The organism is Nonomuraea sp. NPDC050404 (assembly GCF_040655495.1).
GTDB lineage: Bacteria > Actinomycetota > Actinomycetes > Streptosporangiales > Streptosporangiaceae > Nonomuraea.
Genome location: NZ_JBFAKB010000021.1, coordinates 164536 through 189312, shown reverse-complemented (window position 1 = coordinate 189312; position 24777 = coordinate 164536). Strand labels below are relative to the sequence as shown.

At 70.3% G+C, this 24777-nt stretch carries 26 protein-coding genes; 12 read left to right on the top strand and 14 right to left on the bottom strand.

Annotated elements, in window-relative coordinates; translation table 11 throughout:
• Window positions 1-15: 15 nt before the first annotated feature.
• Window positions 16-750 carry an SIS domain-containing protein gene (locus AB0I81_RS44115; protein WP_360670761.1) on the bottom strand — a complete coding sequence of 245 codons (735 nt, stop codon included), beginning with the start codon at window positions 748-750 and terminating at the stop codon, window positions 16-18.
• A complete protein-coding gene (locus tag AB0I81_RS44110; RefSeq protein ID WP_360670758.1) occupies window positions 751-1620 on the bottom strand; it encodes a MurR/RpiR family transcriptional regulator in 870 nt (289 codons plus the stop codon).
• Between the two features lie 79 nt (window positions 1621-1699).
• Here AB0I81_RS44110 and AB0I81_RS44105 point away from each other — a divergent pair, with 79 nt between their 5' ends.
• The 3 genes from AB0I81_RS44105 to AB0I81_RS44095 all read left to right on the top strand — a co-directional run bounded on the left by AB0I81_RS44105 (window position 1700) and on the right by AB0I81_RS44095 (window position 3935).
• Complete coding sequence (locus AB0I81_RS44105; RefSeq protein WP_360670755.1) at window positions 1700-2695, top strand: BadF/BadG/BcrA/BcrD ATPase family protein; 996 nt, start codon at window positions 1700-1702, stop codon at window positions 2693-2695.
• 236 nt (window positions 2696-2931) lie between these two features.
• Window positions 2932-3408, top strand: a complete 477-nt coding sequence (locus AB0I81_RS44100) for a winged helix-turn-helix domain-containing protein (RefSeq protein ID WP_360670752.1) — start codon at window positions 2932-2934, stop codon at window positions 3406-3408.
• Between the two features lie 41 nt (window positions 3409-3449).
• Complete coding sequence (locus tag AB0I81_RS44095; protein ID WP_360670749.1) at window positions 3450-3935, top strand: winged helix-turn-helix domain-containing protein; 486 nt, start codon at window positions 3450-3452, stop codon at window positions 3933-3935.
• Here the strand turns inward: AB0I81_RS44095 and AB0I81_RS44090 are convergent.
• The 6 genes from AB0I81_RS44090 to AB0I81_RS44065 form a co-directional block, all read right to left on the bottom strand.
• The gene (locus AB0I81_RS44090) at window positions 3925-4761 is read right to left on the bottom strand and encodes a carbohydrate ABC transporter permease (RefSeq protein WP_360670746.1); all 837 of its coding nucleotides are present in this window, start codon (window positions 4759-4761) and stop codon (window positions 3925-3927) included. The two genes, AB0I81_RS44095 and AB0I81_RS44090, sit on opposite strands and share 11 nt — an antisense overlap.
• Window positions 4751-5641: a sugar ABC transporter permease gene (locus tag AB0I81_RS44085; RefSeq protein WP_360670743.1), complete on the bottom strand. Its 891-nt coding sequence runs from the start codon at window positions 5639-5641 to the stop codon at window positions 4751-4753. The genes AB0I81_RS44090 and AB0I81_RS44085 overlap by 11 nt, the downstream gene beginning before the upstream one ends.
• Window positions 5642-6889, bottom strand: coding sequence for an extracellular solute-binding protein (locus AB0I81_RS44080; RefSeq protein ID WP_360670740.1), 1248 nt, complete (start codon window positions 6887-6889; stop codon window positions 5642-5644). It abuts the gene before it with no gap.
• A 61-nt stretch (window positions 6890-6950) separates the two neighbouring features.
• Entirely contained in the window at window positions 6951-8303 is a 1353-nt protein-coding gene (locus AB0I81_RS44075; protein ID WP_360670737.1) for a cellulose binding domain-containing protein, read from the bottom strand.
• 96 nt (window positions 8304-8399) lie between these two features.
• Window positions 8400-9146 carry an SIS domain-containing protein gene (locus AB0I81_RS44070; protein ID WP_360670735.1) on the bottom strand — a complete coding sequence of 249 codons (747 nt, stop codon included), beginning with the start codon at window positions 9144-9146 and terminating at the stop codon, window positions 8400-8402.
• Entirely contained in the window at window positions 9143-10012 is an 870-nt protein-coding gene (locus tag AB0I81_RS44065) for a MurR/RpiR family transcriptional regulator (RefSeq protein WP_360670732.1), read from the bottom strand. Before AB0I81_RS44065 ends, AB0I81_RS44070 begins: the two co-directional genes overlap by 4 nt.
• A gap of 60 nt (window positions 10013-10072) precedes the next feature.
• Here AB0I81_RS44065 and AB0I81_RS44060 point away from each other — a divergent pair, with 60 nt between their 5' ends.
• Window positions 10073-11161, top strand: coding sequence for a BadF/BadG/BcrA/BcrD ATPase family protein (locus AB0I81_RS44060; protein ID WP_360670729.1), 1089 nt, complete (start codon window positions 10073-10075; stop codon window positions 11159-11161).
• Window positions 11162-11174: 13 nt separating this feature from the next.
• On the opposite strand, the gene AB0I81_RS44055 is transcribed toward AB0I81_RS44060, so the two are convergent.
• From AB0I81_RS44055 to AB0I81_RS44045, 3 genes are all read right to left on the bottom strand, one after another.
• Window positions 11175-12080 (bottom strand): hypothetical protein, encoded by a 906-nt coding sequence (locus AB0I81_RS44055; protein WP_360670726.1) that lies wholly within the window; start codon window positions 12078-12080, stop codon window positions 11175-11177.
• A complete protein-coding gene (locus AB0I81_RS44050) occupies window positions 12077-12610 on the bottom strand; it encodes an RNA polymerase sigma factor (protein ID WP_360670724.1) in 534 nt (177 codons plus the stop codon). Before AB0I81_RS44050 ends, AB0I81_RS44055 begins: the two co-directional genes overlap by 4 nt.
• An 88-nt stretch (window positions 12611-12698) precedes the next feature.
• On the bottom strand, window positions 12699-13769 hold the full coding sequence (locus AB0I81_RS44045; protein ID WP_360670721.1) for an acetyl-CoA acetyltransferase: 1071 nt from the start codon (window positions 13767-13769) through the stop codon (window positions 12699-12701).
• A gap of 286 nt (window positions 13770-14055) precedes the next feature.
• Here AB0I81_RS44045 and AB0I81_RS44040 point away from each other — a divergent pair, with 286 nt between their 5' ends.
• Both AB0I81_RS44040 and AB0I81_RS44035 read left to right on the top strand, forming a co-directional pair.
• Complete coding sequence (locus AB0I81_RS44040) at window positions 14056-14904, top strand: LysR family transcriptional regulator (RefSeq protein ID WP_360670718.1); 849 nt, start codon at window positions 14056-14058, stop codon at window positions 14902-14904.
• A 15-nt stretch (window positions 14905-14919) separates the two neighbouring features.
• The gene (locus tag AB0I81_RS44035; protein WP_360670715.1) at window positions 14920-15543 is read left to right on the top strand and encodes a MerR family transcriptional regulator; all 624 of its coding nucleotides are present in this window, start codon (window positions 14920-14922) and stop codon (window positions 15541-15543) included.
• Window positions 15544-15570: 27 nt separating this feature from the next.
• Here the strand turns inward: AB0I81_RS44035 and AB0I81_RS44030 are convergent, their stop codons facing one another.
• Window positions 15571-16458 (bottom strand): hypothetical protein, encoded by an 888-nt coding sequence (locus tag AB0I81_RS44030; protein ID WP_360670712.1) that lies wholly within the window; start codon window positions 16456-16458, stop codon window positions 15571-15573.
• Between the two features lie 72 nt (window positions 16459-16530).
• Between AB0I81_RS44030 and AB0I81_RS44025 the strand changes: the two genes are divergently transcribed.
• Complete coding sequence (locus AB0I81_RS44025) at window positions 16531-16932, top strand: TIGR03668 family PPOX class F420-dependent oxidoreductase (RefSeq protein ID WP_360670709.1); 402 nt, start codon at window positions 16531-16533, stop codon at window positions 16930-16932.
• On the opposite strand, the gene AB0I81_RS44020 is transcribed toward AB0I81_RS44025, so the two are convergent.
• A complete protein-coding gene (locus AB0I81_RS44020) occupies window positions 16922-17596 on the bottom strand; it encodes a ThuA domain-containing protein (protein ID WP_360670706.1) in 675 nt (224 codons plus the stop codon). The genes AB0I81_RS44025 and AB0I81_RS44020 overlap by 11 nt on opposite strands.
• A gap of 78 nt (window positions 17597-17674) precedes the next feature.
• On the opposite strand from AB0I81_RS44020, the gene AB0I81_RS44015 reads away from it, so the two are divergent.
• Both AB0I81_RS44015 and AB0I81_RS44010 read left to right on the top strand, forming a co-directional pair.
• Entirely contained in the window at window positions 17675-18532 is an 858-nt protein-coding gene (locus tag AB0I81_RS44015) for an RNA polymerase sigma-70 factor (RefSeq protein WP_360670703.1), read from the top strand.
• Between the two features lie 33 nt (window positions 18533-18565).
• Complete coding sequence (locus AB0I81_RS44010; RefSeq protein WP_360670700.1) at window positions 18566-19327, top strand: SDR family oxidoreductase; 762 nt, start codon at window positions 18566-18568, stop codon at window positions 19325-19327.
• A gap of 77 nt (window positions 19328-19404) precedes the next feature.
• Here the strand turns inward: AB0I81_RS44010 and AB0I81_RS44005 are convergent, their stop codons facing one another.
• Window positions 19405-19977, bottom strand: a complete 573-nt coding sequence (locus AB0I81_RS44005) for a helix-turn-helix domain-containing protein (RefSeq protein WP_360670698.1) — start codon at window positions 19975-19977, stop codon at window positions 19405-19407.
• 84 nt (window positions 19978-20061) lie between these two features.
• Here AB0I81_RS44005 and AB0I81_RS44000 point away from each other — a divergent pair, with 84 nt between their 5' ends.
• From AB0I81_RS44000 to AB0I81_RS43990, 3 genes are all read left to right on the top strand, one after another.
• The gene (locus tag AB0I81_RS44000) at window positions 20062-21711 is read left to right on the top strand and encodes an FAD-dependent oxidoreductase (protein WP_360670695.1); all 1650 of its coding nucleotides are present in this window, start codon (window positions 20062-20064) and stop codon (window positions 21709-21711) included.
• Window positions 21708-23129 carry an ATP-binding protein gene (locus AB0I81_RS43995; RefSeq protein WP_360670692.1) on the top strand — a complete coding sequence of 474 codons (1422 nt, stop codon included), beginning with the start codon at window positions 21708-21710 and terminating at the stop codon, window positions 23127-23129. The genes AB0I81_RS44000 and AB0I81_RS43995 overlap by 4 nt, the downstream gene beginning before the upstream one ends.
• A gap of 85 nt (window positions 23130-23214) precedes the next feature.
• Complete coding sequence (locus AB0I81_RS43990) at window positions 23215-24759, top strand: AbgT family transporter (RefSeq protein ID WP_360670690.1); 1545 nt, start codon at window positions 23215-23217, stop codon at window positions 24757-24759.
• Window positions 24760-24777: the final 18 nt, after the last annotated feature.

The following is a 24777-nucleotide window of genomic DNA, read 5'->3' as shown; positions in this document are numbered from 1 at the left end:
GCTACTCCTGATCTTTCATGTTCCGCGTCTGATACGCCCTGCGTAGCGGCTCTCCAGGGCTTGGTTGTGCTCGTCGCCGCCGGCCACGTTGGCCGACAGGTAGATGGGCGGCCTCTCGCCGAGCGCGAGGAGCCCGTCCACCGCCTCGGTGACCACCAGTTGCGCCAGCAGGGCCGAGGTGATCGTGGAAACCGCACCGTAGCTGCCGCCGCCCGGCAGGTCGAGGATGGCGTCCCCGTACGGCGCGCCGTTGTCCAGCACCACGTCGGCCAGCTCCAGCAGCTTGCCGCCCGACGGGTGGCGGGAGGTCATGCGGCTGCTGTGCTCGACCGAGGTGATCGCGATCAGCGGGTGGCCCCGGTCCTTGACGATCCTGGCCAGCTCGACGACCGTGCCGTTCACGCCGGAGCTGGAGATCAGCACGAACACGTCCTCGGGCGCGACCGGCGCGAGGTCGTAGATCTGGTGGGCGATGGCGGGGTCGCGTTCCAGCTCGGGGGTGAGCACGCTCGGGGGCTGCCCGCCGTACAGGACGAGGTCCCTGGGGCTGAGGCGGTTGCTCGGCACGAGGCCGCCGGCCCGGCCGGCGATCTCCATGGCGATGGCCTCGGAGTGCCCGGAGCCGAAAGCGTTTACCAGACCGCCTGCCCGGATCCCGGCGACGAGCAGCGCCGCCGCCCTGCTGACCGGCTCGGCCTGGCTCTCGGCGACCTGGCGTGCCAGATCCAGGACCTTGCTTGCGTACGTCATTCAGCCTCTTCCCACGCGGTGGCTTTCCACGGCGCTGATCGTGCGCTCGAACGCCTCGTTCGTGCGTTCAAAGGTGCGTTGCGCGATGGCCACGTATACCGCGTCCAGCACGAACACCTGCGAGTGCACGGCGGCCAGGCCGCCGAGCCGGAACGTGGTCTCCCTGCTCGCGGTGGTCAGCACCAGGTCGGCGAGCTCCGCCAGCGGGGAGCGGGCGAAGGAGGTGACGGCGACCGTCAGCGCGCCGTGGCTGCCCGCCTCCGCGAGCGCCTCCATGACCTCCCTGGTACGGCCCCGGTGGCTGATGCCGATGGCCACGTCGCCCGCCTTCATCAGCGCCGCCTCCGACAGCGCCATGTGCGCGTCGCCCGCGCTCCAGCCGGGGATGCCGATGCGGCGCAGCCGGCCTTCCAGCATGGTCGCGACGTCGCCGCTGGTGGAGACGCCGACGAGGAGCACGCGCGGCGCGGCCACGATGGCGTCGGCGACCTGGGCGACGACGTCGAGGTCGAGCCCTGCGGCGGTGTCCTGGATCAGCCTCGTGTCGGCCGCGGCCATCACCTCGATGGCGGCGTCGAGCGGGTCGTCGGGGCCGATCTCGTGGCCGACGCCCGCGCCCCAGCCCGCCTGGGCGGCCCTGCCGGTCTCGGTGGCCAGGGCGACGCGCAGTTCGGCGTAGCCGGAGAAGCCGAAGGCGCGGCAGAACCGGGTCACGGTCGCGGGCGAGCTGCCCGCGCGTTCGGCCAGGGCGATGATGGTCGACCGGGCGGCCTCCGCCGGGTCGCCGAGAATCACCTCGCCGACTCTGCGCAGAGCCTCCGGCAAACCGGGTAGTTCCGTTTCGACGCGCGCGAGCGCTCCTGAAGTCACGAATATTCCTTCCGAATACTCGGTCTTCTGGCGAAAATTATTCTTGCTTCCCTGTCGCGTCAACCCCCACACTCGGACCGTGACGCAATCGCTAGTGGTCGGTGTCGATGCCGGTGCCACCTCGACCCGGGTCGCCGTGCACCGGCTGGACGGGACGCGGGTGGGGTACGCGCAGGCGGGGGCGGGCAATCCCACCGCCCACGGGACGCGCGAGGCGGTGGCCGCCGTCGAGCAGGCGCTGGTCGGGGCGCTCGGGGAGCTGGCGGGCTCCCGGGTGGTCGCGTCGATGGCGGGCGTCGCCGGGCACGTGGATGAGATGGTGCCCGCGCTGGCCGAGGTCTGGGCCGCGCACGGCATCGCCGCGCCGCCGCGCTACACCGATGACGTGCTGATCGGCTATGCGGCGGGCACGCCCGAGCCCGACGGCTCGCTGCTGCTGTCCGGTACGGGCGCGGTCGCGGGCCGGATCGTGGACTTCGAGCTGGACGCGGTCGCCGACGGCCTGGGCTGGCTGCTGGCCGACGAGGGCTCCGGCTTCTGGATCGGCCGCCGGGCGGTCAAGGGCCTGATCGCCGCCCTGGACCGGGGCCTGCCGGCTCCTTCCAACGACCGCCTGGACCGGGACCTGCCGGCTCCTCACAACGGCCGCGGCGTGCTGGCCGAATCGATCGTGGCGCACTTCCTCGGCGACAAGCGGCCCGGCTCGCCCCGCGAGACCGCCCTGCGCATCGTCCGGCAGGCGCAGGCCGCCCCCGTACGCCTGGCGGAAGTTGCCGCCCTGGTCAACCGGGCCGCCGAGGCGGGCGACCCGGCCGCGCTCAAGATCACGGATGAGGCCGCCGGGGCGCTGGTCGCCATGTTGCGTCGGGTGCAGGCGGCCGGGCCCGTGGTCCTCGCGGGCAGCGTGCTGACCAGCGAGGGCCCGGTACGGCGGGCGGTGATCGAACTGCTGGCAGCCGAACGGGTCTCGACGGCGGCCGACGCGGCGGGCGCGGCGGCCTGGCTGGCGGCCCGCCCCCTGTTGTCAGAGGCCGATGCCGCAGCCTGTCACGCCGCGTTCACAGCAGGCACTTGATCGGGCTCCTCGATCAGCCCGGCGCTTGGCCTATGACCTTCGGCGCTACGCGGCCTCACCCAACAAACCATGCGCCATATCGACATCGTCCTGACGTCCTCTGCTTGCCCCGAAGAGTTGCTCATGCCGAGGACCGTAGGTCTGGTCGTCTCTCCTTGTCTACATGAAGAGATGGCTCTGTCTATTCAGACAGAACGATATGAGGTCTCTTTCCCGTCTTGGCCTATGTTGTCTACGTGCTCGACTACGACGGAGACACCCACGTCTACATCCAGATCGCCGACATCCTGCGGCGGCGCGTCTCCGAACTCTCCCCCGGCAGTCCGGCGCCCAGCGAGGCCGAGATCCAGCAGGAGTTCGGGGTCGCCAGGACGACCGCCAGGCGCGCGGTTCGCCTGTTGCGTGAAGAGAGGCTCATCTACACCGTTCAGGGAGAGGGGACATTCGTCGGGCCGTCCCCGGATGCACCGCGACAGAAGCGAAAAGTGCCGCTTTACCAGCAGATCGCCGCAGAGGTCAGCGATCAGATCAAGGCAGGAGATTATCCGCCACGACGGCCCATTCCAGGCGAAGCAGCACTGGTGAAGCGGCATGGTGTGGCGCGTGAGACCGTGCGGCGGGCCATGGCGCTCCTGCGGGAGCAGGGGTGGATCTATACCGTGGCTCAGCGCGGCAGTTACGTCTCGCCGAAAGAATCTTGGCCGGACACCTGACTTTGCCTGTCCGCTTGTATCGACATGTCTACGATTTGAGCATGCTCGACCGTGATGGCCCGACACCCATCTACCTGCAAGTCGCCGAGGTGATCCAGGAACGGATCGCCAGCGGACAGTTCCGGATCGGCGAGCCAGTGCCGAGCGAGGCGGCGCTGGAGGCGGAGTTCGGCATCGGGCGCACGACCGCACGCAACGTGGCCAGGGAGTTGCGCCGACAACGACTCGTCCACACCGTCACGGGCGAGGGAACCTTCGTCGGGCCTGCGGGCGTGTCACGGGTGAAACCGTCCAGGGCCGTTCACGCGCGCATCGCCTCGGACCTCGTCGCCCGCATCAGGCGCGGTGAGCTCCGGCCGAACCGGGCGATTCCCAGTCCACAGGCGCTGATGTGGCAATACGGGGTCGCCAAGTCCACCGCGCGCCGGGCCGTCTCGCGGCTGCGGGAGCAACGATGGGTCTTCACGGTGCCGCAGCGGGGCACGTACGTGTCGGATCCGGCGCAGTGGCCCGAGGTCAGCCCTTGACCGCACCCGCCGTCATGCCCGTGCCGACGCGGCGTTGCAGGAACAGGAACAACGCCAGCACCGGCAGGGCGAACAGGCTGGCGGCGGCCATGGTCGCGCCCCAGTCCGTGCCGAACACGTCGCGGAAGGACGACAGCCACACCGGCAGCGTACGTTTGTCCTGGTCCTTGATGATCAGCACGTTGACGAAGGCGAACTCGTTCCAGGCGGTGATGAAGCCGAACAGCGAGGTCGCCATCAGCCCGGGGGCCAGGAGCGGGAAGACCACCCGGCGGAAGGCCGTCAGCCGGCTACAGCCGTCCACCTGCGCCGCCTCCTCCAGTTCCGGCGGGATCGCGGCCAGGAAGCCGCGCAGTGTGACGATCGTGAACGGCAGTGTGATCATGAAGTACACGCCGGTGAGCATGGCCAGCGAGTCCAGCAGTTCGGTGTCGCGGGCGATGATGAAGACCGGCACCAGCAGCGCCTCCCACGGCGCCATCTGCGCCGCGAACACCGCCACCACGAACGCGCCGCGCCCCCGCCAGCGCATCCTGGCCACCGCGAACGCCGCCAGCAGCGACACCACCAGTGCGATCAGCACGGCCGCGACCGTGACCACGAGGCTGTTGCGCCAGTAGGTCCAGAAGCCCGGCGCGTTCACGGCGGTGACGAAGTGGTCGAGTGTGGGGTTGGCGGGCCAGAAGGTGGGGGTGTCCGCCTGGATGTCCCTGGTCGGTTTGAACGCGGTCAGGAACATCCAGTAGACCGGGAAGATCGTCACGACGAAGGCGCCGATCGCCGTCGTGTTGAGCAGGAGCCGCTTCGCTGTGGCTTTAAGCCTCACTGCGCACCATCCGGCGTAGGTTGCTGATCAGGGCCACGGCGAGGATGAGGACCGTCAGCATGGCCACCGCCGAGCCGAGGTCGTACCGGTGCAGCACGCGGGCGATCTTGAACGCGTACACCGGCAGGGTGGTCGTGGCGTCGTCGGGGCCGCCCTGGCTGAGCACCCAGATCTGCGGGAAGCACTTGGCCACCCAGATCACCTCAAGTGAGGTGATCAGCGCGAAGATGGATCTGAGCATGGGGAAGGTGACCTTCGAGAACACCTGCCAGGCGGTGCCGCCGTCGATCCTGGCCGACTCGAACAGCTCCACCGGGATCGTGGTCAGCCCGGCGTAGAGGGTGAGCGCGGCGAACGGGACCGACTGCCACACGACCAGGATCACCAGTACGGCGAACGTGGCCGGGCCGCTGGCGAACCACGTGTACCCCTGGAAGGAGTCGAAGCCCAGCGTGACCAGCAGCCAGTTGACCACGCCCAGCTCCGACTGGAACAACCACTGGAATACCGTGGTGGCCGCGATGATCGGCGTCGCCCACGCCAGCGCCAGCGCGCTCATCAGCGCCAGGCGCAGGCCGCGGCGCAGGCGCGGGAGCATAAGGGCCAGGCCGGTGCCCAGGCCCACGATGAGCACCACGTTGATCGCGGTCCACGCCAGCGTGCGCAGCACCACCTGCCAGAACTCCGGGCCGCTGAGCAGTTCCGCGTAGTTCTCCAGGCCGACGAACGCCGCGCCGCCCCTGATCAGCTCGCCCATGCGGAAGTGCTGGAAGGAGATCACCGCCGCCTTGAGCAGCGGATAGAGCAGGAGGAAGGCCCCGCCCGCCACCGTGGGGGCGATGAGCAGGTAGGGCCAGAGCGAGCGGTCCCCGGTCCGCATTCAGGATCCGCTGTTCAGCGTGGTGGTGATCGATTCGGAGGCCTTCTTCGCCTCCGCGGCCGGGTCGCCGCCGGCGAGTGCGGCGGTCATGTACTGCTTGATCACGGAGGTGGCCTCGACGGCGGCCCAGTTGGGGGTGTTCGGGGTGGCCCGGCCGGTGGCGGCGCCCTTGGCCATGGCGGCGGTGCCCTCGTCGCCGGAGAGCACGCCGGCCAGCGAGGTACGGTTCGGCACGAAGCTCATGGCCTTGGCCAACTCCGTCTGGAACTGCTCCCCCGCCAGGGCCTTGACCAGCTCGTACGCCTCCTCCTGGGACTTCGAGGCGGCCGGGATGATCAGGTCGGAGCCCCCGGTGAAGACGGTGCCGGGTTTGTCGGCCGTCTTGCCCGGGATGGGGAAGAAGCCCATCTTGTCCTTGAGCTTGCCGTCCACCTCCAGGACGCGGGCGGCGATGCCGGGCACGGCGATGATCTGGGCGACCTTGCCCTGCGCGAACACCTCGTGCTGGGGCGGGTTGGCCTCGTCGGCGTCCTTGGGGCCCTTGCCGAGGGCCTGGAGCCGGCGGTAGTAGTCCATGCCGGCCAAAGCCTGGGGCGTGTCGAGCGCGCCCTTCCACTTGCCGCCCTCCTGGACCGCCAGGTCGCCGCCCTCGTCCCAGACGAAGCCGGCGAGCGCGTACCAGGTCTGACCCGCCAGATAGATGCCCTGATTACCGTCTTTATTGAGCTTTTTCGTGATTTCTAGCCATTCGTCGCGGGTGGTGGGGGGCTCCTTGATGCCGGCCTCGGCGAACAGGTCCTTGTTGTAGACGACCACGCGGTTGGCCGCGTACCACGGGATGCCGTACTGCTTGCCGTCGATGTTGCCCGGCTGCGCCAGGCCGGGCAGCCAGTCCTCCCCCTTCAGCTCGCTCACCTTGGCGGTCAGGTCGCTCACGCCGCCGCTGGCCGAGTACTGGGCGACCTGGGTGTTGCCCACCTCGATCACGTCGGGGGCGTCGGTGCTGGCCAGCGCCGCGGTGACGCGCTCGCCGATGCCGTCCCACGCCTGGATCTGCGGCTTCAGGTCGATGCCCTGGTGCGCCGCCTCGTACTCGGTCTCGAACTTCTTCAGCAGTTCCTGGGTGACGCTGCCGTCCATGATCCAGACGGTCAGTTCCTTGGGTCCCGCCGCTTGGGGCTCCTCGGCGGTGCTGCCGCACGCGCCCAGCGTGAACACGGCCGCCAGGGCCAGGATGCGGTGTTTCATCAGTGTTCCTCTTGATGGGGGGTGTCCGCGCCCGCCCGCGCGGGGCGGGCGCGGGGCTTCGTCACGGGTTGGGGACGGTGTCCTTGAAGGCGGTGCCGGCCGTGCGCAGTGCGGCGACCCTGCTCAGCACCTGGGCGGGCGCGACGACCTCGTTCTTGCTGTGGTAGAGGTAGTCGACCTGCTGCCGGTACGTACGCGTCCCCGTGGCCCCCTGGAGATCGATGAACCACTGGTTGAACATGATCCACATCAGGGTCTCGGGATAGTAGATGTCACCGTGGTCGGCGAACAGGCGGCCGTCCACGTAGTACTTCATCCGCCCGCCCGAGACCTGGATGACCAGGTCGTGCCAGCCGGCGAAGCTCGTACGCTCCTCGGTGTGGGTGTTGACGGCCTGCCAGGGTTCGCCCTGGTAGGTCTCCCAGCTCGTGGCGTACAGGATGTTCGACGGCTCGCCCCAGCCGCCGTTCGGCAGGTACTCGAAGTCCAGCTCGCCGTAGTCGGGGTCCAGGTTGTAGCGCAGCGGGGTGATGGTGAAGAAGGTCTGCACCACGTGCTCGCCGTCGGGACCGCTGGTCGGGGCGTCGCTGAAGCGCACGCGGGCGGCGTAGGTGCCCTCGTGGAACTTGCGGTTAGTGGTGGACAACTCGGTCTGTACGGTGCCGGCGGCGGTGCCGTTCGTCGAGGAGTCGAGCGTGAGGAGACCGCCTGGGAACGAGACGGCCGAGGGCGACCAGGTGGCGCCGGGCACGCCGGGGCCGCCGGAGCTGCCACGGACCGTCCAGCCGCGCTGGGCCAGCCGGGGGTCGTTCGAGCCGGTGTAGGTGAAGTCGTCGAACAGTTCGCCTGAGCCGCCGCCCGGAGGCGTGGTCGGGTCGGGGTCGGGCTCGTTGCCCGTGGGCTTGCCCCAGGCGAGCTGCCCGTTGACGTAGACGGCGATCTTGTCCCAGTTGGCGTAGGAGGTGCCGGGGCCGTAGGAGTAGTCGTCGCTCTGGGTGAAGTTCTGCCAGTCGGCGCGATAGAAGCGCAGCTGCATGTCGCCGGTGTCCTGGCCGGGGTTGAGGTTGCCCGAGGTGAAGCCCACCTCCAGGTACTGCTTGCCGCCCTCCTGCGGAGCGAATCGGCCGGTGATCGTGGAGCAGCCGATCACCGCCCAGGAGCAGGCGAACCTGTACGACTCGGTGCCCGTCAGGTAATAGCGGATCTTGACCTGGCTGAGCGGGATCGTGGTCGTGCCGGAGTTGAACAGGCGCAGCCAGGGCTCGGCCTGGGCCGTGGTGGCGCCGGGGGCGCTGGTGCGGTACTGCAGGCGGACGGCCTGGTCGGCGCTGGCTGCCGGGGCGACCAGGAGTCCGACGGCCAGCGCGGCGGGCAGGGCTAACGAGAGAAGCAGTTTTCCGAAATTTCGGGACATGGGCGGGGTTCTCCTTGCGGTTGTGCGGCCCCCGAAATTTGTGCATGCCTAACTGAGGTGGTGGCGCTGTGTGCTGAGCTCAGGCGGGTGCTGAGCTCAGGCGCCGCGGCGGATGCGGCCCGCGTACAGGGCCTCCAGCCTGAGGTTGTGGGCGTCGCCCTCGGGGACGTTCGCCGAGAGGTAGACGGGTGGGGTTTCGCCGGCTTCGAGCAGGTTGCGCACCGCCTGGGTGACGACGAGCTGGGCCAGCAGCGCGGAGGTGATCGTGGAGACGGCCCCGGTGGCGCCTCCGTCGGGCAGGGGGAGCACGGCGTCGCCGTACGGGGCGCGGTTGTCCAGGACGACGTCGGCCAGGTCGATGAGCTTGCGGCCCGAGGGGTGGCGGGAGGCGACGGCGTCGCCGTGGGCGCGGGAGGTGATCGCGACCAGGCTGTGACCGCGCTCCTTGACCAGCGTGGCGAGCTCGACGACCACGCCGTTCACGCCGGAGTTGGAGATGATCACGAACAGGTCGTGCCGCTGGACGGGGGCCAGGTCGAGGATCTTGCGGCCGACGGCGGGGTCGCGTTCGAGGTCGTAGCGGTCGAGTTCGGAGGGCGGCGCGTCGCCGTACCGGACGATGTCCCGCAACGCGAGACGGTTGGTGGGCACGAGCCCGCCGGCGCGGCCGGCGATCTCCATCGCGACGGCCTCGGAGTGGCCCGAGCCGAACGCCTGGATGACGCCGCCGCCGGTCAGCGCCTTGGTGAACAGGTCGGCGGCGCGCGTGATCTCCGGATCGTCCGGGATCGTCCGGACGAGCTCGGCGATGTGGCCGGCGAACTGTTGCGGATCTACGGTCATAAGTCCCCTTCTGGAAGGCGGTGTCCGGCCACCGCGCGGACGGTGACGTCGAAGGCCTGTTTCGTACGCTCGTAGGTCTGCTGGGCGACCGACACGTACACGACGTCGAGCACCAGCAGTTGCGAGTGGATCGCGGCGAACCCCTCCGACCTGAAGCTCGTCGCCCGGCTGGCCGTGGTGAGCACCAGCTCGGCCACCTCGGCCAGCGGGGATCGGGGCTGCGAGGTGACCGCCACGGTGATCGCGCCATGGCTGCCCGCCTCGGCCAGCACCTCGATGACCTCGCGCGTCCTGCCGCTGTGCGAGATCCCGATGGCCACGTCGCCCTGCCCGAGCAGCGCCGCGTCCGTCAGCGCGCTGTGCGCGTCGGACCTGCTCCAGGTCGGTACGCGCATGCGCTGCAGCCGGTACTCCATCTCGCTGGCCACCGCCGCGCTGCTCGACACCCCGAACAGCAGCACCCGCCCCGCCCTGGCCACGGCCTGCGCGGCCTTCTCCACCACGGCCAGGTCTAGCTGGTCGCGGGTCTCCTGGATCAGGCGGATGTCGTTGCCGGAGACGACGCCGAGCACGCGTTCGAGGCTGTCGTCGGGCAGGATCTCCTGCCCTATGTCGGTCTCCCAGGTCTGCTGCGCCACCCGGCCGGTCTCGGTGGCGATGGCCACGCGCAGTTCGGCGTACCCGGCGAAGCCGAGGGCGCGGCAGAAGCGGGTGATGGTGGCCGTGGACGTCCCGCTCCGCTCCGCCAGGTCGACGATGGTCATCCGGGCCGCCTCCGCGGGGCCTTCGAGGATGGCGTCGGCCACCTTGCGCAGGGCCTCCGCGAGGTCGGGGCGCTCGGCACTGATGCGGTTGAGAAGTTCCACGCGGTGAAAATTATGCTCAGGATCTGGTGCCGTCAAGTCCATTGCGTAATAATTTTTGACATGGATCTGGTTCTGGGCGTGGACGCCGGCGGCACCTCCACCCGGGCCGCGCTGTTCACGCTGGACGGCCGGGCGGTGCGGCGGGGGCACGCGGCCGGCGCCAACCCGGTGACCCTGGGCATGGAGCGGGCCGCCGCCCAGCTGACCGCCGCCGTTGGTGACGCTCTGGCGGGCGTCTCGCCGTCGCAGGTCAAGGGAGTGGTGGCGGGGGTGGCGGGGAGTCCTGAGGTGTGCGCGGCGCTTACCGAACGGGTCTTCCGCCGGGTCCTGCCCTTGGGCGTCGCGGAACGCGTGCCGGTACGGGCGGTCGGGGACATCGTCACCGCGTTCGCATCGGGGACGAGTGAGCCGTCGGGGAGCGTGCTCATCTCGGGGACGGGGGCCATCGCGGCAAAAATTATCGACCATCGGGCGGTGGCCGAGGCGGACGGGTACGGGTGGCTGCTCGGCGACGAGGGCTCGGCGTACTGGCTCGGCCACGCCGCCGCCCGCACCACCATCCGCCACCTCGCCGCCCGGGGGTCCGCCGGTCCGCCACCCAACGGTCAGAGGTCCGTCGGTCCGCTGCCCGATGGCGGGCGGGCCGATGGCGGGCGGGCCGACAGGGCCGGTGGGCCGGGGTTCGGTGGGGGGCTTGTGGGGCTCGTGGTGCGGCGGCTTCTGCCTGAGGGGGTGGGCGGGGATCCGGTGTCGCGGCTTGCGGCGGCGGTGCACGCCCGGCCGCCGCTCGCGCTGGCCGAGTTGGCGCCGCTGGTGAGCGAGGCGGCCGCGGCGGGCGACCCGTTGGCGATGGAGATCGTGCGGGAGGCCGCCGAACGCCTGGTCGCGACCTTGCGCACAGTGCAGGCAGCAGGACCTGTCACGTCCGAGCCCTCCGTGTCAGGACCCGCAGCGTCCGAGCCCGTCGTGCTCGCCGGCAGCGTGCTCACGGCGGAAGGCCCCGTACAGGATGCCGTACGGGGCCTTCTGGGGTCAGCCGCCGTGGCGGGCGACGCCGCAGGTGCGGCGGCCTGGCTGGCGGCGCGCCCGTTCCTGGACCAGCGCGAGTCCCGAGCGCGTCACCAGCACTTCACCCGGCCCGCCCGCTGAGCGGACCCATGGACTACTGGTTGAGCGAGGCCGGCTTGGGGCCGCCGAAGACCGGGTTCTTCGGCAGGCGCTCCTCGGTCACCTGCAGGCGCAACACGCCGGCCTGCTCCGACCGCGCCTCCCAGACGATCCAGTCGTCCCCCACCTTGGCCGACTGCTTGTCCGGATCCGCGCGCCACCCGTTGTAACCCGGCGCCGGGGTGATGATCTCGTAGACCGCCTTCAGCCCGCGCTTGCGCGTCTCGGCGAGCACCTCGCCCACCGTCTTCTCATCGACCCGGAATCCTTCGAGCATCTCCCCCTTCCTGGTGGCCGACCCCCAGTTCCGGTACTTCTCGCCGGACTCGGCGGGCCGCCCCAGCCTGATCTCGGTGCCGCCGTCGTAGTCGCGCTTCACCGACAGGGTCAACGCACATCCGGCCCGGCCGGGAGTGCAGCCCGACGGCGATGTGCCGCTGCCGATCCTGCGGTCGGTGGCGGGGCTGGGACCGGGTTCCATGCTCACGCCGGTCACCTTGCCCACCTGGGACGGCGAGGACGGTACCAGTTCCAGCCGCACGTCCAGCCCCACCGCCTTGAATGCCTCGGTGTACTTGGCGTGGTCGGCCAGCGGGTCCTTGATGGTGGCCACGTAATAGTCGCCGTCCAGCCGTATGTCCATGGCGGAGTTGGCGTAGGAGGTGGCGCCGCCGCCCAGCACGGCCGGGCCGATCACGGCCGCCGCAGCCAGCCCCGCGACCGCCACGGCCCCGGCGGCCAGGCGGCGCGGCCGGCTCCAGGAGAAGCCCCGGGACACCGACCGGACCGGCTGCGGTTCCTCGGCGGTGACGGAGGCGAGCAGCGCCCGTGCCCCCGCCCCGGACACCTGCCCGGCCAGGTCCTCGTCGCGGACTCTCGACAGGTTCTTCAGCTCGTTCATGCTGACTCCATCACAAGGTGGCCTGCGGAGACGCCGGCCCCTGCCAGCGCCTTGGAGAAGCGCTTGCGCGCCCGGTAGAGCCTGATGCGCACGGCGTTGCGCGAGCAGCCGAGCACCTTGGCGATCTCCTCGCGGTCCAGGCCCTCCCAGGCGACCAGCGAGATCAGCTCCCGGTCGTCGTCGGGCAGCTCGCGGAAGGTGCGCGCGATCGTGCCGAGCTCGACGCTGCCCTCGGGTGAGCGGGCGTACAGGTCGGCTATGTCGGTGTCGAGTGCGACGCCGGCGTGCCGGTGCCGTGCCAGGCCGCGCTGGTGGTTGGCCAGCACGTTCCTGGCCACGCCGTACAGCCAGAGTCTGGCCTCCCCGTCCGGCGGCATCGTGTCGAAGCGGCGCCAGGCGATGGCGAACGTCTCGGCCACCACGTCCGCCGCGTCCTCCGGGGAGGCGCAGCGGCGCAGGGCGTAGCCGAGTATGGGTTCGTACGTTTCCTTGTAGACGGCCTCGAACCGGATCTTCCGGTCGTCATCCACGGGCGGTCCCCATGGTCGGCCTCCTCGGGTCTCGGGATTGGAACACCCCGTACATGTCGAGGAACCAATCAGCATTTCACCCGATTTTTCACCGTACGAGCAGGGCCGCGCTCCCGTAACTGCCGCCGAACCCCGTGACCAGCGCCACCTCGCTCCCGGAACGCAGCTCGCGCACGGCCTGGGCCACGTTGTTCAGCCCGTGCACGTAACCCTCCGACAGCAGGCCGCCGTGCGGGTTCACCCAGGCGTGCCGGCGCTCCATCAGGTACGCCCCCAGCTCCCCGCGCCCGGCCAGTCCGAAGTCCTCCAGTTGCCGGGGCACCAGCCAGGAGTAGGCGTCGTAGAGCAGCGCCGCGTCCACGTCCGAAGGCCGCATCCCCGACGCCTCCCAGAGCATGGGCGCCACGTACGCCGAGAAGATCGCCGTGACGTCGGGCGCCCGGTCCATCGAGGAGCAGCCGGGCCCTCCCCCGCGCACCACGGCCCGGATGCGCGGCCCGTCGAGCACGCCGCTGACCAGCAGGGCGCAGGCCCCGTCGGTCTCCTGGCAGCAGTCCACCGTGCGCAGCGGGGTGCAGACGTACGGCCTGGCCAGGTAGTCGGCGAGTTCGAGCGGCTCGCGGCGCAGCGCACGAACGTTGCCCTTGGCGTTCTGCCTGGACTGGGCGACGACGGCGTGCAGGTGCCCGGCGGTGAGCCCGGTGTCGTGCAGGTAGCGGGTGGCGGCCAGGGCGAACATCGGAATGGGCCCGGCCAGGCCGTAGGTGAAACGTTCCTGGGGGCCGGTGGAGACGGTGTTCATGCGCCTGCCCGAGCGGCCGTTGAGCGCCCGGTAGATCAGGATGTTGCGGGCCAGTCCCACGTGCACGAGCATGGCGGCGTCGCCCAGGATGGAGGCCGCCTGGGTGCCCCCTCCCGCGATGTCGTTGTGCCAGCCGAGCCGCTCGATGCCCAGGGCCTTTGCGACCTGTACGACGGGCGCGGAGTCGTTCATGTGGTAGCTGAGCACGGCGTCCACCTCGCGCGGCCCGATCCCGGCGTCCGCGCACGCCGCCCGGCACGCCTGGACCGCCAGCTCCAGCTCGCCGAGCCCGGACCGTCTGCTCAGGGCCGTCATCCCGATCCCGGCCACGGCCGCCCGCCCCGCGAAGGGCTGCATAAGACCCTCCTTGCGCTCACGTTCACACTAGCAGCAGAGGCAAGCGCTTGCTCGGCTCCAGATCTCCGAGTTCCGGACGGCCATAACCACGTTGTTTTCCGCCCCAAGACCTCCCGCCACACCCCCGTGCGGAACCACGACACCACGCTCGACCTGGCCTTTAAGACGATTTAACGGTCAAAGGCGCGACAACTTGGCAACTGGGGACCTTCACGGGAGCTATCCCCTCTTGTAATACAGAGGTGCGATCCACCGATAGCCCATCATCATCACGCCGAGGTGAGCGATGGATTTACGCTATGTCCGGTACGCCATGGCGATCGCCCGCGCGGGCAGCCTCCGACGGGCCGCCGCCGCGCTGCATATCGCGCAGCCCACGCTGTCGGAACAGTTGCGGGCGCTGGAGAAGGAGATCGGTGTCGAGCTGTTCAGCCGCTCGTCCAGCGGTGTGACGCTCACCGAGGCGGGCGAGGCGTTCCTGGCCCAGGCCACGGTCGCCGTCGATGCCTTCGAGCGCGCCGTGGCCGCCGCCAGGAGCAAGGGCGAGACCGCCCGCCTGGGCGTGGCCGACGGGCTGGCCGACGTCGCCGCCCGCCTGCTCTCCCAGCTCCACACCGGACGCCTGCGCATGGCCCCCATGGGCACCGCCGAGCAGATCGTCTCGATCGCGGACGGCGCCCTGCAGGCGGGTCTCGGCTACGCGCCCGGCTCCCTGCCCAGGGGCGTGGGCCGGATGCTCATCCACCGCTTCCCGGTACGCGCGCTGCTGCCCCGCGAGCACCACCTGGCCTCCTACGAGGCGTTGTCCCTCTCGGACCTGGCCGGCGAGCCGCTGATCATGCCGGAGTCCGACGCGGTGGCCGGGGCCCGCCGCTTCCTGGAGGGCTTCGTACGCCACCGCCTCCACCCCCGCCTCGGCCCATCGGCCGCCACCCACGACCTGGTCATCAACCTGGTGGGCGAGGGCACGGGCTACGCGCTGTGCGTACGGGGGGACACCACAATCCCCGACACCGTAGTATCCATCCCCATAAAAGAGGACATACCGCAGATCGAAGTGGTCTTCCTCTGGAACCGCCAGTCCGACGTGAACGAGCTCGTCAGCGCGGCCCGACACCTGGCCCGCTCTGGATAGCACTATTATCCAACGATGCGCATCTCCGAACTCAGCGCCAAGTCAGGCGTGACCATCCCGACGATCAAGTACTACCTGCGGGAGGGCATGCTGCACCAGGGCGAGCAGATGGCCGCGACCAGGGCCGAGTACGACGATACGCACCTGCGCAGGCTCCGGGTGATCCGCGCCATGCTCGAAGTGGGCAGGCTGCCGGTGGCCGCGATCAAGGAGGTCGTCGCCGCCGTCGAGGACGAGTCGCTGCCCCTGCACCGCATGCTGGGCACCGCCCACTACGCCCTGGGACCGGCCGTCGAGCCCGAGTCCAGCGAGGAATGGGTGAGCGCCCGCGCCGAAGTGGACGAACTGGTCACCGAGCTGGGCCTGAACATCATGTCCTACGCCCCCACCCGCGACGAGCTGACCCAGACGCTCGTCAGGATGCGCCAGCTCGGCGTGGAGATGGACTGGGCGACGTACGCCGAAGCGGCCAAGCGGGTGGCGGCGACGGATGTCAGCGACATCCAGTTCGACGGCCCGCGCGACGAGGCGGTGGAGACGCTGGTGCTCGGCTCGGTCCTGAAGGGCAGGGCGCTGGACGCGCTGCGCCGCATGGCCCAGGAGTCGGAATCGGCCCGCCGCCTGGCACCTCCCAGCTGAAGTAGCCCTTTGGCGCACAGGGTCCCGCTAGAGCAGGCCGTTGGCGCGCAGGGTCCGTACGACACTGACCGTGACGACGCCGCGCCAGTCCAGCGACCCGGCCGCCGAGAACCTGGCGTAGTCCACGGTCCACCCGCCGTCGTCCCGCTGCTCCCCCGCCAGCCGCACCAGATCGGCCGCGATCACCTCGGGCGCGAACAACTCGCGAACCGGCCGTCCCGGCAGGGGCGCGAAGTCCAGGGGCCGCAGGGCCTCGTTCTCCGTGCCTCCCTCGACCGGGACTCGCCCGTCCTCGGGAATGTGGCCGCCGAGCCGCTTGAGCAGGTCGGCCGCACGGGGCTGGGTGTCGTACACAGCGTCGAGGAGGTGCACGGCGAACATCAGCACGTACGCGTGCGGCCGCTCCTCCATCGCCTGGATCGCGTCGAGGCAGTAGCGGGTGGCCTTCTCCAGCCACGGGTGCGCGGCCACGGCCGGGTCGTGGACGGCCACGCGATGGGCGGCGGCCGCCGAGATGGCGGTGATCTGCAGGGACGAGGTGGCCGGGTCGCCGCCCGCCCACCAGGTCGCGGTGGCGGTGGGAACCGTGAGCGGCAGCGAGAAGGGCAGCCCGCCGTCGGGGAGCGTCACCGAGTCCAGCCAGTCGCACAGCGCCACGGCGTGCGGCGAGGTCACCGGGGCGACCTCCGCGAACACCTCGAAGGCGTGCAGGGCCGCGCCCGGCTGACTCTCGGGCGAACGCAGGTCCGCCTCCAGGCCCCAGCCGTAGCCTCCGTCGGGGTTGCGGTAGGCGTCGAGCGCCGCCAGCACGGCGGCCGCGTCGCCCCGGCCCATGAGCAGGTCGTAGCAGCGGCGGTCGAGAACACGCGCGTGCCCGGCCAGGAAGCCGGGGACCGCGTCAAGGTTGGCGTTCATACGGCCATCCTGCCCAGAGCACCGCCGACCGGTCTTGTAGGTTCCGGACACGCTCGTCCCTAGACTGAGACGATGGAGGGCTCGGCGCGGGAGAGGTTCGATGCGCAGCCGGTGGCGCGGCTGGCCAGGCTGGCGCCCGGCGGGGTGCCGCGCGTGGTGCCCATCACGTTCGCGGTGCTCGGCGACCGCATCGTGACCGCCATCGATCACAAGCCCAAGACCACCACCGCCCTGGCCCGGTTGCGCGACATCACGGCCGATCCCGCCGTCAGCGTGCTGGCCGACCACTACGAGGATGACTGGACGCGGCTCTGGTGGGTGCGCGCCGACGGGCACGCCACCGTCGTGGAGCACGACGAAGCGGCACTCGACCTGCTGGCGGCCAAGTACGCCCAATACCGCGAGCGCCGGCCGGAAGGTCCCGTCATCCGCATCGAGGTGACCCGGTGGAGCGAATGGTCGGCTACTCCATGACCGTCACGGGCCGCTTGAGCAGCCACAGGGCGGCCCGCTGCAGCAGCGTGCGGTGGATCTCGTTGTCGTAGGACCTCGTGTCGTGGCCCAGCGCGTCGTAGATCACCCGCCCGCGCCGTACCGGACGCGCCCAGACCAGCGGCTGGCCACCCGAGGAGGCCAGCGGCTCGACGTCCGGCAGCACGTGCATGTCGCTGTAGACCTCGTCCACCAGGTCGAAGTCCCGCAGCCCGTCCACCACCGGATGTTTGCCGTGCACCCGCACCCCCGTCCAGCCGAGCGGCGGATGGTGGGACTTGGGCCAGGTCCAGCAGCCGCCCAGCACGCGCGGCCAGCCCTGCCAGTCGTCGAAGCAGATCGACGCCGAGTGCATGCACAGCAGCCCGCCGCCCCGGTCGAGGTGGTCCAGCAGGGTCGTACGGGCCTGCGCCGGTAAGGCGAAGCGCCACTGATCGCGCAGGTCGGCGAAGCGGTCCTGGGTCATCTGCCAGCGCAGCGCGTTGACCGTGATGAGCTGGACCTCCGACGGCTCGCTCAGCGCCCCGGCGATGTCCTCGGTGATCTCCGACTCGACCCCCACCTCGGCCAGCACCTCCGCGAGCGCGGCCGACGTGGCGGCGAAGTCGTGGAACAGTCCTCCCGACAGGATCAGATTTCTCGCCACTTGCCCAGCCCATCATGCTCAACGCGGCTTTTCCACCCCGAACCGGCCCCGGTGCGCCCACGGCCCGGGTGAGGGGGCATGATGCGAGCCGTGGACTTCGAGGACTACCGGCCGATGTTGCTGGGGCTGGCCTACCGTCTGCTGGGCAGCATGTGGGACGCCGAGGACGTGGTGCAGGAGGCGTGGCTGCGCTGGCAGGGCACCGACCGGGAGGCGGTGCGGGAGCCGCGGGCGTTCCTGGTGACGGTGGTCTCGCGGCTGGCGCTCGACCAGTTGCGCTCGGCCCGGGTCAAGCGGGAGTCCTACGCGGGGCCGTGGCTGCCCGAGCCGGTCTCGACCGCGCAGACCGGGCCGATGGACACGGCCGAGCTGCGCGACACGGTCTCGTACGCGACCCTGCACATGATGGAGCGGCTCTCGCCGCCGGAGCGGGCGGTGTTCGTGCTGCGGGAGGCGTTCGAGCTGCCCTACGAGGAGGTCGCGGAGATCGTCGGCGTGTCGGTGGCCAACGCCAGGCAGCTGCACCACCGGGCCTCCGTACGGCTGGCCGAGGGGCGTGACAGATTCCGGCCGTCGAGCGAGGAGCACACGGCGCTGCTGACGAAGTTCATGCGGGCGGCCGGGGGCGGGGACCTGTCGGAGCTCACCGAACTGCTGCACGAGGACGTCGTGGCCTACAACGACGGCGGCGGCAGGGTGAAGGCCGCGCTGCGGCCGATCTACGGGCGGGACAAGGTGCTGGCGTTCTGGAAGGGGCTGATGACCCGGTACGGGTGGGGCGAGGCGCATTTCACGGAGGTCAACGGCATGCCCGCGATCTCCACCCACATCGGCGACTACCGGCAGCTCATCATGATCGACGTCGTGGACGGCCGCGTCAGGGAGATCTACGGCGTGCTGAACCCCGACAAGCTCACGCGGGTACGCCTGGACTGAGTTCCGGCGGGCGCACGATCTATAGTCACCGATATGGATCTCGGCATCTCAGGCAAGGTCGCCCTCGTCACCGGAGGCAGCGCAGGCATCGGGCTCGCCGCCGCCAAGAGTCTCGCGCGTGAGGGCTGCAACGTGTGCGTCAGCGCCCGCGACCCGGAGAAACTCGCGGACGCGGTGGTGGAGCTGCAGGAGTACGGCAAGGTCGTGCACGCCGTGCTGGCCGACGTGGAGGATCCGGCCGCCGCCCGGCGGGTGGCCGAGGAGACGCGCGACGTGCTCGGGCCCGTGGACATCCTCGTGGCCAACGCGGGCGGGCCGCCGGCCGGCCGTTTCGACGCGCTCGGGCTCGACGACTGGGACGTGGCCATCCAGCGCAACCTGCTGGGCACCGTACGCCTCATGCACGCGGTGCTGCCCGAGATGCGTTCGCGCGGCTGGGGCCGGATCGTCACGGTCACCAGCAGGTCGGCCCGCGAGGCGATCGACGGTCTCGCGTTGTCCAACGCCATGCGCTCGGCGGTGGCCGGCGTCGTGCGCACCCTGGCCCGCGAGGCCGGCGGCGACGGCGTGCTGGTCACCAACGTGATGCCGGGCCCGATCGAGACCGACCGGCTGCGCGAGCTGGCCGGCGGTGAGGAGGCGCTGCGCAAGCGCGGCGAGGGCGTGCCGGTGGGGCGGATCGGGCGTCCCGAGGAGGTGGGGGACGTGATCGCGTTCCTGGCCAGCGAGCGCGCCTCGTTCGTGAACGGGATCTCGCTGCTGGTGGACGGCGGGGAGAGCCGCGTCATCGCCTGACCCCCGGGTGAGGGCCGTCTGGTGAGGGCCGTCTGGTGAGGGCCGTCTGGTGAGGGCCGTCTGGTGAGGGTCGGTGCCTAACGCTTGACCAGGCTGTCGACGATGGTGGCCGCCCAGGTGTCGTCGTCGCCCGGCAGGTCCACGAAGTACGTCAGGTTCGCCCGCTGGAAGCAGGCGCCCATGAGCATCCAGGCGGCGGCGTCGGCGTCGAGGCCCGCCTCGATCCGGCCGCCGCGCTGCTCGTCCCGCAGGATCTCGGCCAGCGCCAGGATCGGCAGATGCGGGCCCAGCTCGGCCTTGGCCAGCATGTCCCTGAACCCGGCCAGCAGCGGCGGGTCGCCGATCACGCCACCGGCGACCGCCGCGGCCTTGTGGTAGAAGTCCAGGGCCGCGGTCGCGAACGTGGTCAGGTTGGCGGACACGTCCCCCTGCCCCACGTTGGAGCGCAGCCGGGTCAGCGCGGGGGCGAGCGCGGGCATCCGCTCCAGCAGCACCGCGAGGAACAACTCCTCCTTGTTGCCGAAGTGTTTGTACAGCAGCGCTTCTGAGCAGCCTGCCTGGTGTGCGATCCGCTTCGTGGTTGCACCGGAGATGCCGAACCGGTGAATGGCCTGCTCAGCGGCATCGATGAGGCGATCGCGTGTGCCCATCCGCCCATGATATGAGCGCGTGCGCAGGTCACACCGGCGTACGTGGCATTCTTCCTGTAGGACGACCATGAGAGGGCGTGGGGCATGGACAAGCCGGTCATCGTGACGGTGGACGACGATCCAGGCGTCTCGCGGGCGGTCGCCCGTGACCTGAGACGCCGTTACGGGCAGGAATATCGGATCGTCCGGGCCGAAACGGCGCTGGACGGCATGGACGCGGTGAAGGAGATGCGGCTGCGGGGTGACGACGTGGCGGCGATCCTGGCCGACTACCGGATGCCCCAGATGAACGGGGTGCAGTTCCTTGAGGCCGCGATGGACATGTATCCGTACGCGCGCAGGGTGTTGCTGACCGCCTACGCCGACACCGAGGCGGCGATCCAGGCGATCAACGTGGTGGATCTCGACCACTACCTGCTCAAGCCGTGGGATCCGCCGGAGGAGAAGTTCTATCCGGTGATCGACGGGCAGCTCGACGCCTGGTTGCGGACCGACAGGGCGGAGCGGGCCGAGTTGCGGGTGGTGGGCGACCGGTGGTCGGCGCCGTCGTACAAGGTGCGGGATTTTCTGGCCCGCAACCACGTGCCGTACCAGTGGATGTTGTCGGAGGACCCGGAGGGCGCGCAGCTGGTGAAGGCGGCCGGCGAGGGCTGTCACCTGCCGCTGGTGGTGACCGCCGACGGCGTCACGCTGCAGTCGCCCGACCAGGCGACGCTGGCCTCGGCGGTGGGGCTGTCCACGACGCCGGCCACCGACTTCTACGACCTGATCGTGGTCGGCGGCGGTCCCGCCGGGCTCGGCGCGGCCGTCTACGGCGCTTCTGAGGGGCTCAACACCGTGCTGGTCGAGGCGTACTCGTCGGGCGGGCAGGCGGGCCAGAGCTCCAGGATCGAGAACTACCTGGGCTTCCCCGACGGCGTGTCCGGCCAGCAGCTCGCCGACCGGGCGCGCAGGCAGGCGCTGAAGTTCGGCGCGGAGCTGCTGACCGCGCGCAAGGTGGTGCAGCTGGAGCGGCGCGGGCAGGCGCGGGTGGTCGGGTTCAAGGACGGCGGGGAGATCGCGGCGCACGCGGTGATCCTGGCCACCGGCGTCACCTACCGGCGGCTGGAGGCGCCGGGGCTGGATGAGTTCGTGGGCCGGGGCGTGTTCTACGGGGCCGCCCTGACCGAGGCGCCGGCCTGTGCGAACACCGAGGTGTTCATCGTGGGGGCGGCCAACTCGGCGGGGCAGGCCGCCGTCTACCTGTCGGGATTCGCGAGCAAGGTCCATTTGTTGGTGCGGAGTGATGGTTTGGAGAGGTCCATGTCTCACTACCTCATCGAGCAGATCACCGCGATCGACAACATCGAGGTGCACGTGCAGACCCAGGTCGTCGGCGGCGGGGGCGACGGGCACCTGGAGCGGCTGACGCTGTCCACTAAGGGCGAGGAGCGCACGGTGGACGCGCAGTGGTTGTTCGTGTTCATCGGGGCGCAGCCCTACACCGACTGGCTGGGCGAGACGATCGAGCGCGACGAGCGCGGGTTCGTGCTGACCGGGCCCGACCTGGTGCAGGGTGGGCAGCGGCCGAAGAACTGGCCGCTGCGGCGCGAGCCGTACTACCTGGAGACCAACGTGCCGGGCGTGCTGGCCGCGGGCGACGTGCGCGCGGAATCGATCAAGAGGGTGGCCTCCGCCGTCGGGGAGGGCGCGATGGCCGTCGCGCTCGTGCACCGTTACCTGGAGAAGCAATGATCGACATAGACGAACTGCGCAAGCTCTTCCTCTTCGAGCGGCTCACCGACGAGCAGCTCACCAAGCTGGCGACCAGCGGCCGGGTGCAGACCTACGCCCAGGACGAGGACGTCGTACGGCAGGGCGAGCCGGCCGAGTGCTTCGCGGTGCTGCTCGAAGGCGAGATCCAGATGATCAACGAGACGGTCACCGCCGGGACCGTCTCGATGCCCCGCGTCAACCAGCCCGGCGCGTACGGCGGCGCCACCGCGGCCTACCTCGGCGACCGGGCGCCGCAGACCTACCAGCACACGCTGCGCGCCACCGCGCCGACGCGGATGTTCATGCTGCCGGCCAAGAAGTTCGCCTACATCGTGGCCGAGTGGTTCCCGATGGCGATGCACCTGCTCGACGGGCTGATGTCCGGCGGGCGCATGCAGCGGGAGATCATCGACAGGCGGCAGCGGCTGACCGCGCTCGGCACGATCACCGCCGGGCTCACCCACGAGCTGAACAACCCGGCCGCGGCGGCGGTGCGGGCGGTGAGCGAGTTGCGCAAGCTGATCAGGGACTCGCGCATGCGGCTGGCCCAGCTCGCCGAGGACGGCATCCCGCCGCAGAAGTTGCGCGCGCTGATCGAGGCGCAGGAGGCGTGCACGAGCAACCTGGGCAACCAGCCGAAGCGTTCGCCGCTGGAGATCTCCGACGCCGAGGACGAGCTCGGCGAGGCGCTGGAGGAGGCGGGCGTCGAGGACGCTTGGGAGCTGGCTCCTGCGCTGGTCAACGTGGGGTTCGACAGCGCGTACCTGAACAAGATCCGCGGCAAGGTGGGCGAGGAGCACACCTCGTCTGCGGTGCACTGGCTGGCCGAGGCCATCGAGATCTCGCAGATGCTGGGCGAGGTGACCGAGGCGACCGGGCGCATCACCACGCTGATCCGCTCGGCCAAGCAGTACTCCCAGATGGACCGGGCGCCGTTCCAGCAGGTGGACGTGCACGATCTGCTGGACAGCACGGTGGCGATCTTCCGGGGCAAGGTGCCGCCGGACATCAGTGTGGTCACCGACTACGACCGCACGCTGCCCTCCATCCCCTGCTACGCCGGCGAGCTCAACCAGGTGTGGACGAACCTCATCCACAACGCGCTGGACGCGATGGGGCAGGAGGGCACGCTGACCATCCGCACCGCCTACGACGAGGACGAGGCGATCGTGGAGATCGGCGACACCGGCCACGGCGTGCCCGACGCGATCAAGGACCGGATCTTCGAGCCGTTCTTCACCACCAAGACCGTGGGCGAGGGCACGGGGCTCGGGCTCGACATCTCCTACCGGATCGTGGCCGGCCGCCACGGCGGCGAGATCAAGGTGCGCTCCGTGCCGGGTGAGACCTGGTTTGAGGTACGTCTCCCGCTTCGGGAGCCGGTTGCCACCACCTGATTGCGCATTGTTACCGGCTCCGACTTGTCAGAGGGCTTCCTGACCGCATGTAATGGGTGACCGAAATGCGGGGAAGGAGTTTCCGGTGAGCACGTCGGCGACGGAGACGGGTTCGCGTTCGCTGAACGCGCTGCTCAGGGTGCTCGGCGGCATCGAGCGACTGGGCAACAAGCTGCCCCACCCGTTCTGGCTGTTCGTCATCCTGGCCGCGGTGCTGTCCGTGGTGAGCTGGGGGCTGGCCGCGGCCGGAGTGTCCGCGGTCAACCCGGCGACGGGCAAGACCGTCGCGGCCAAGAACCTGCTGTCCGTCGAGGGCGTGCGGATGATGGTCGGCGACGCCATCGAGAACTACACCTCCTTCCCGCCGCTGGGCACCATCCTCGTCGTCATGCTCGGCGTCGCGGTCGCCGAGCGCTCGGGGTTGCTGGCGGCCGTGCTGCGCTCCGGGGTGGCGAAGGTGTCGCCGAAGTGGGTGACGTTCGCGCTGGCGTTCACGGGGATGGTCTCGCACGTGGCCTCCGACGCCGCGTACGTGGTGCTCATCCCGCTCGGCGCGCTGGCCTTCCGCGCGGTGGGCCGCAGCCCGATCCTCGGCATCGTGGTGGCGTTCGTGTCGATCTCGGCGGGCTACGACGCCAGCCCGCTGGTGACGCCGGTGGACGCCGTGTTGTCCGGGCTGACCACGGCCGCCGCCCACACCATCGACCCCGCCTACGTCGTCACGCCGCTGGCGAACTACTACTTCTCGCTGGCCTCGTCCCTGGTGCTGGCCGGGGCGATCACGCTGGTGACCGAGCGGGTGCTGGCGCGCAGGGTCGAGTCGATCCCGGTGGACCCCGACGCCGTCGAGGACGATCTCGGCTCGCTGCGCCTCAGCGCCGAGGAACGCAAGGGGCTGCGGGCCGCGCTGATCACGCTCGTCGTCTTCGCGATCGCGCTGACGGCCGCCGTACTGCCCTCGGGCTCGCCGCTGCGCGGCGAGGGCGGCAGCATCGTGCAGTCGCCGCTGCTCACCTCGATCGCGATCTTCCTCGGGCTCGCGTTCCTGGCCGTGGGCGGGGCGTACGGCAAGGCCGCGGGCACCATCACCGGCAGCAGGGACATCCCGGGCTTCATGGCGCACGGGCTGCGGGAGATGGCGCCGATCCTGGTGCTGTTCTTCGCGATCGCGCAGTTCCTGGCCTACTTCAAGTGGACCGGCATCGGCGAGATCATCGCCATCAACGGCGCGGGGCTGCTGAAGGCGGCCGGGGTGAACGGGCCGGTGGTGTTCCTGGGCATCCTGGTCGTGGTCACCCTGATCAACCTGGTGGTGACCAGCGGGTCGGCCCAGTGGGCGCTGGTCGGGCCGGTGTTCGTGCCCATGCTGATGTTGCTGGACATCCCGCCCGAGTACACCCAGGCGCTCTACCGCATCGCCGACTCCTGCACGAACGCCATCACGCCGATGAGCCCGTACTTCGTGATGGCGCTCGGCTTCCTGCAGCGTTACCGCAAGTCCGCCGGGATCGGCACGCTCGCCTCGATGACGATCCCGCTGGCGTTCACCCTGCTCATCGTCTGGACGCTGCTGTTCTACGTGTTCTGGTGGCTGGGCATCCCGCTCGGCCCCGGGGCGCCCGTCCCCTAGTCACTGTGGAAAGGACGC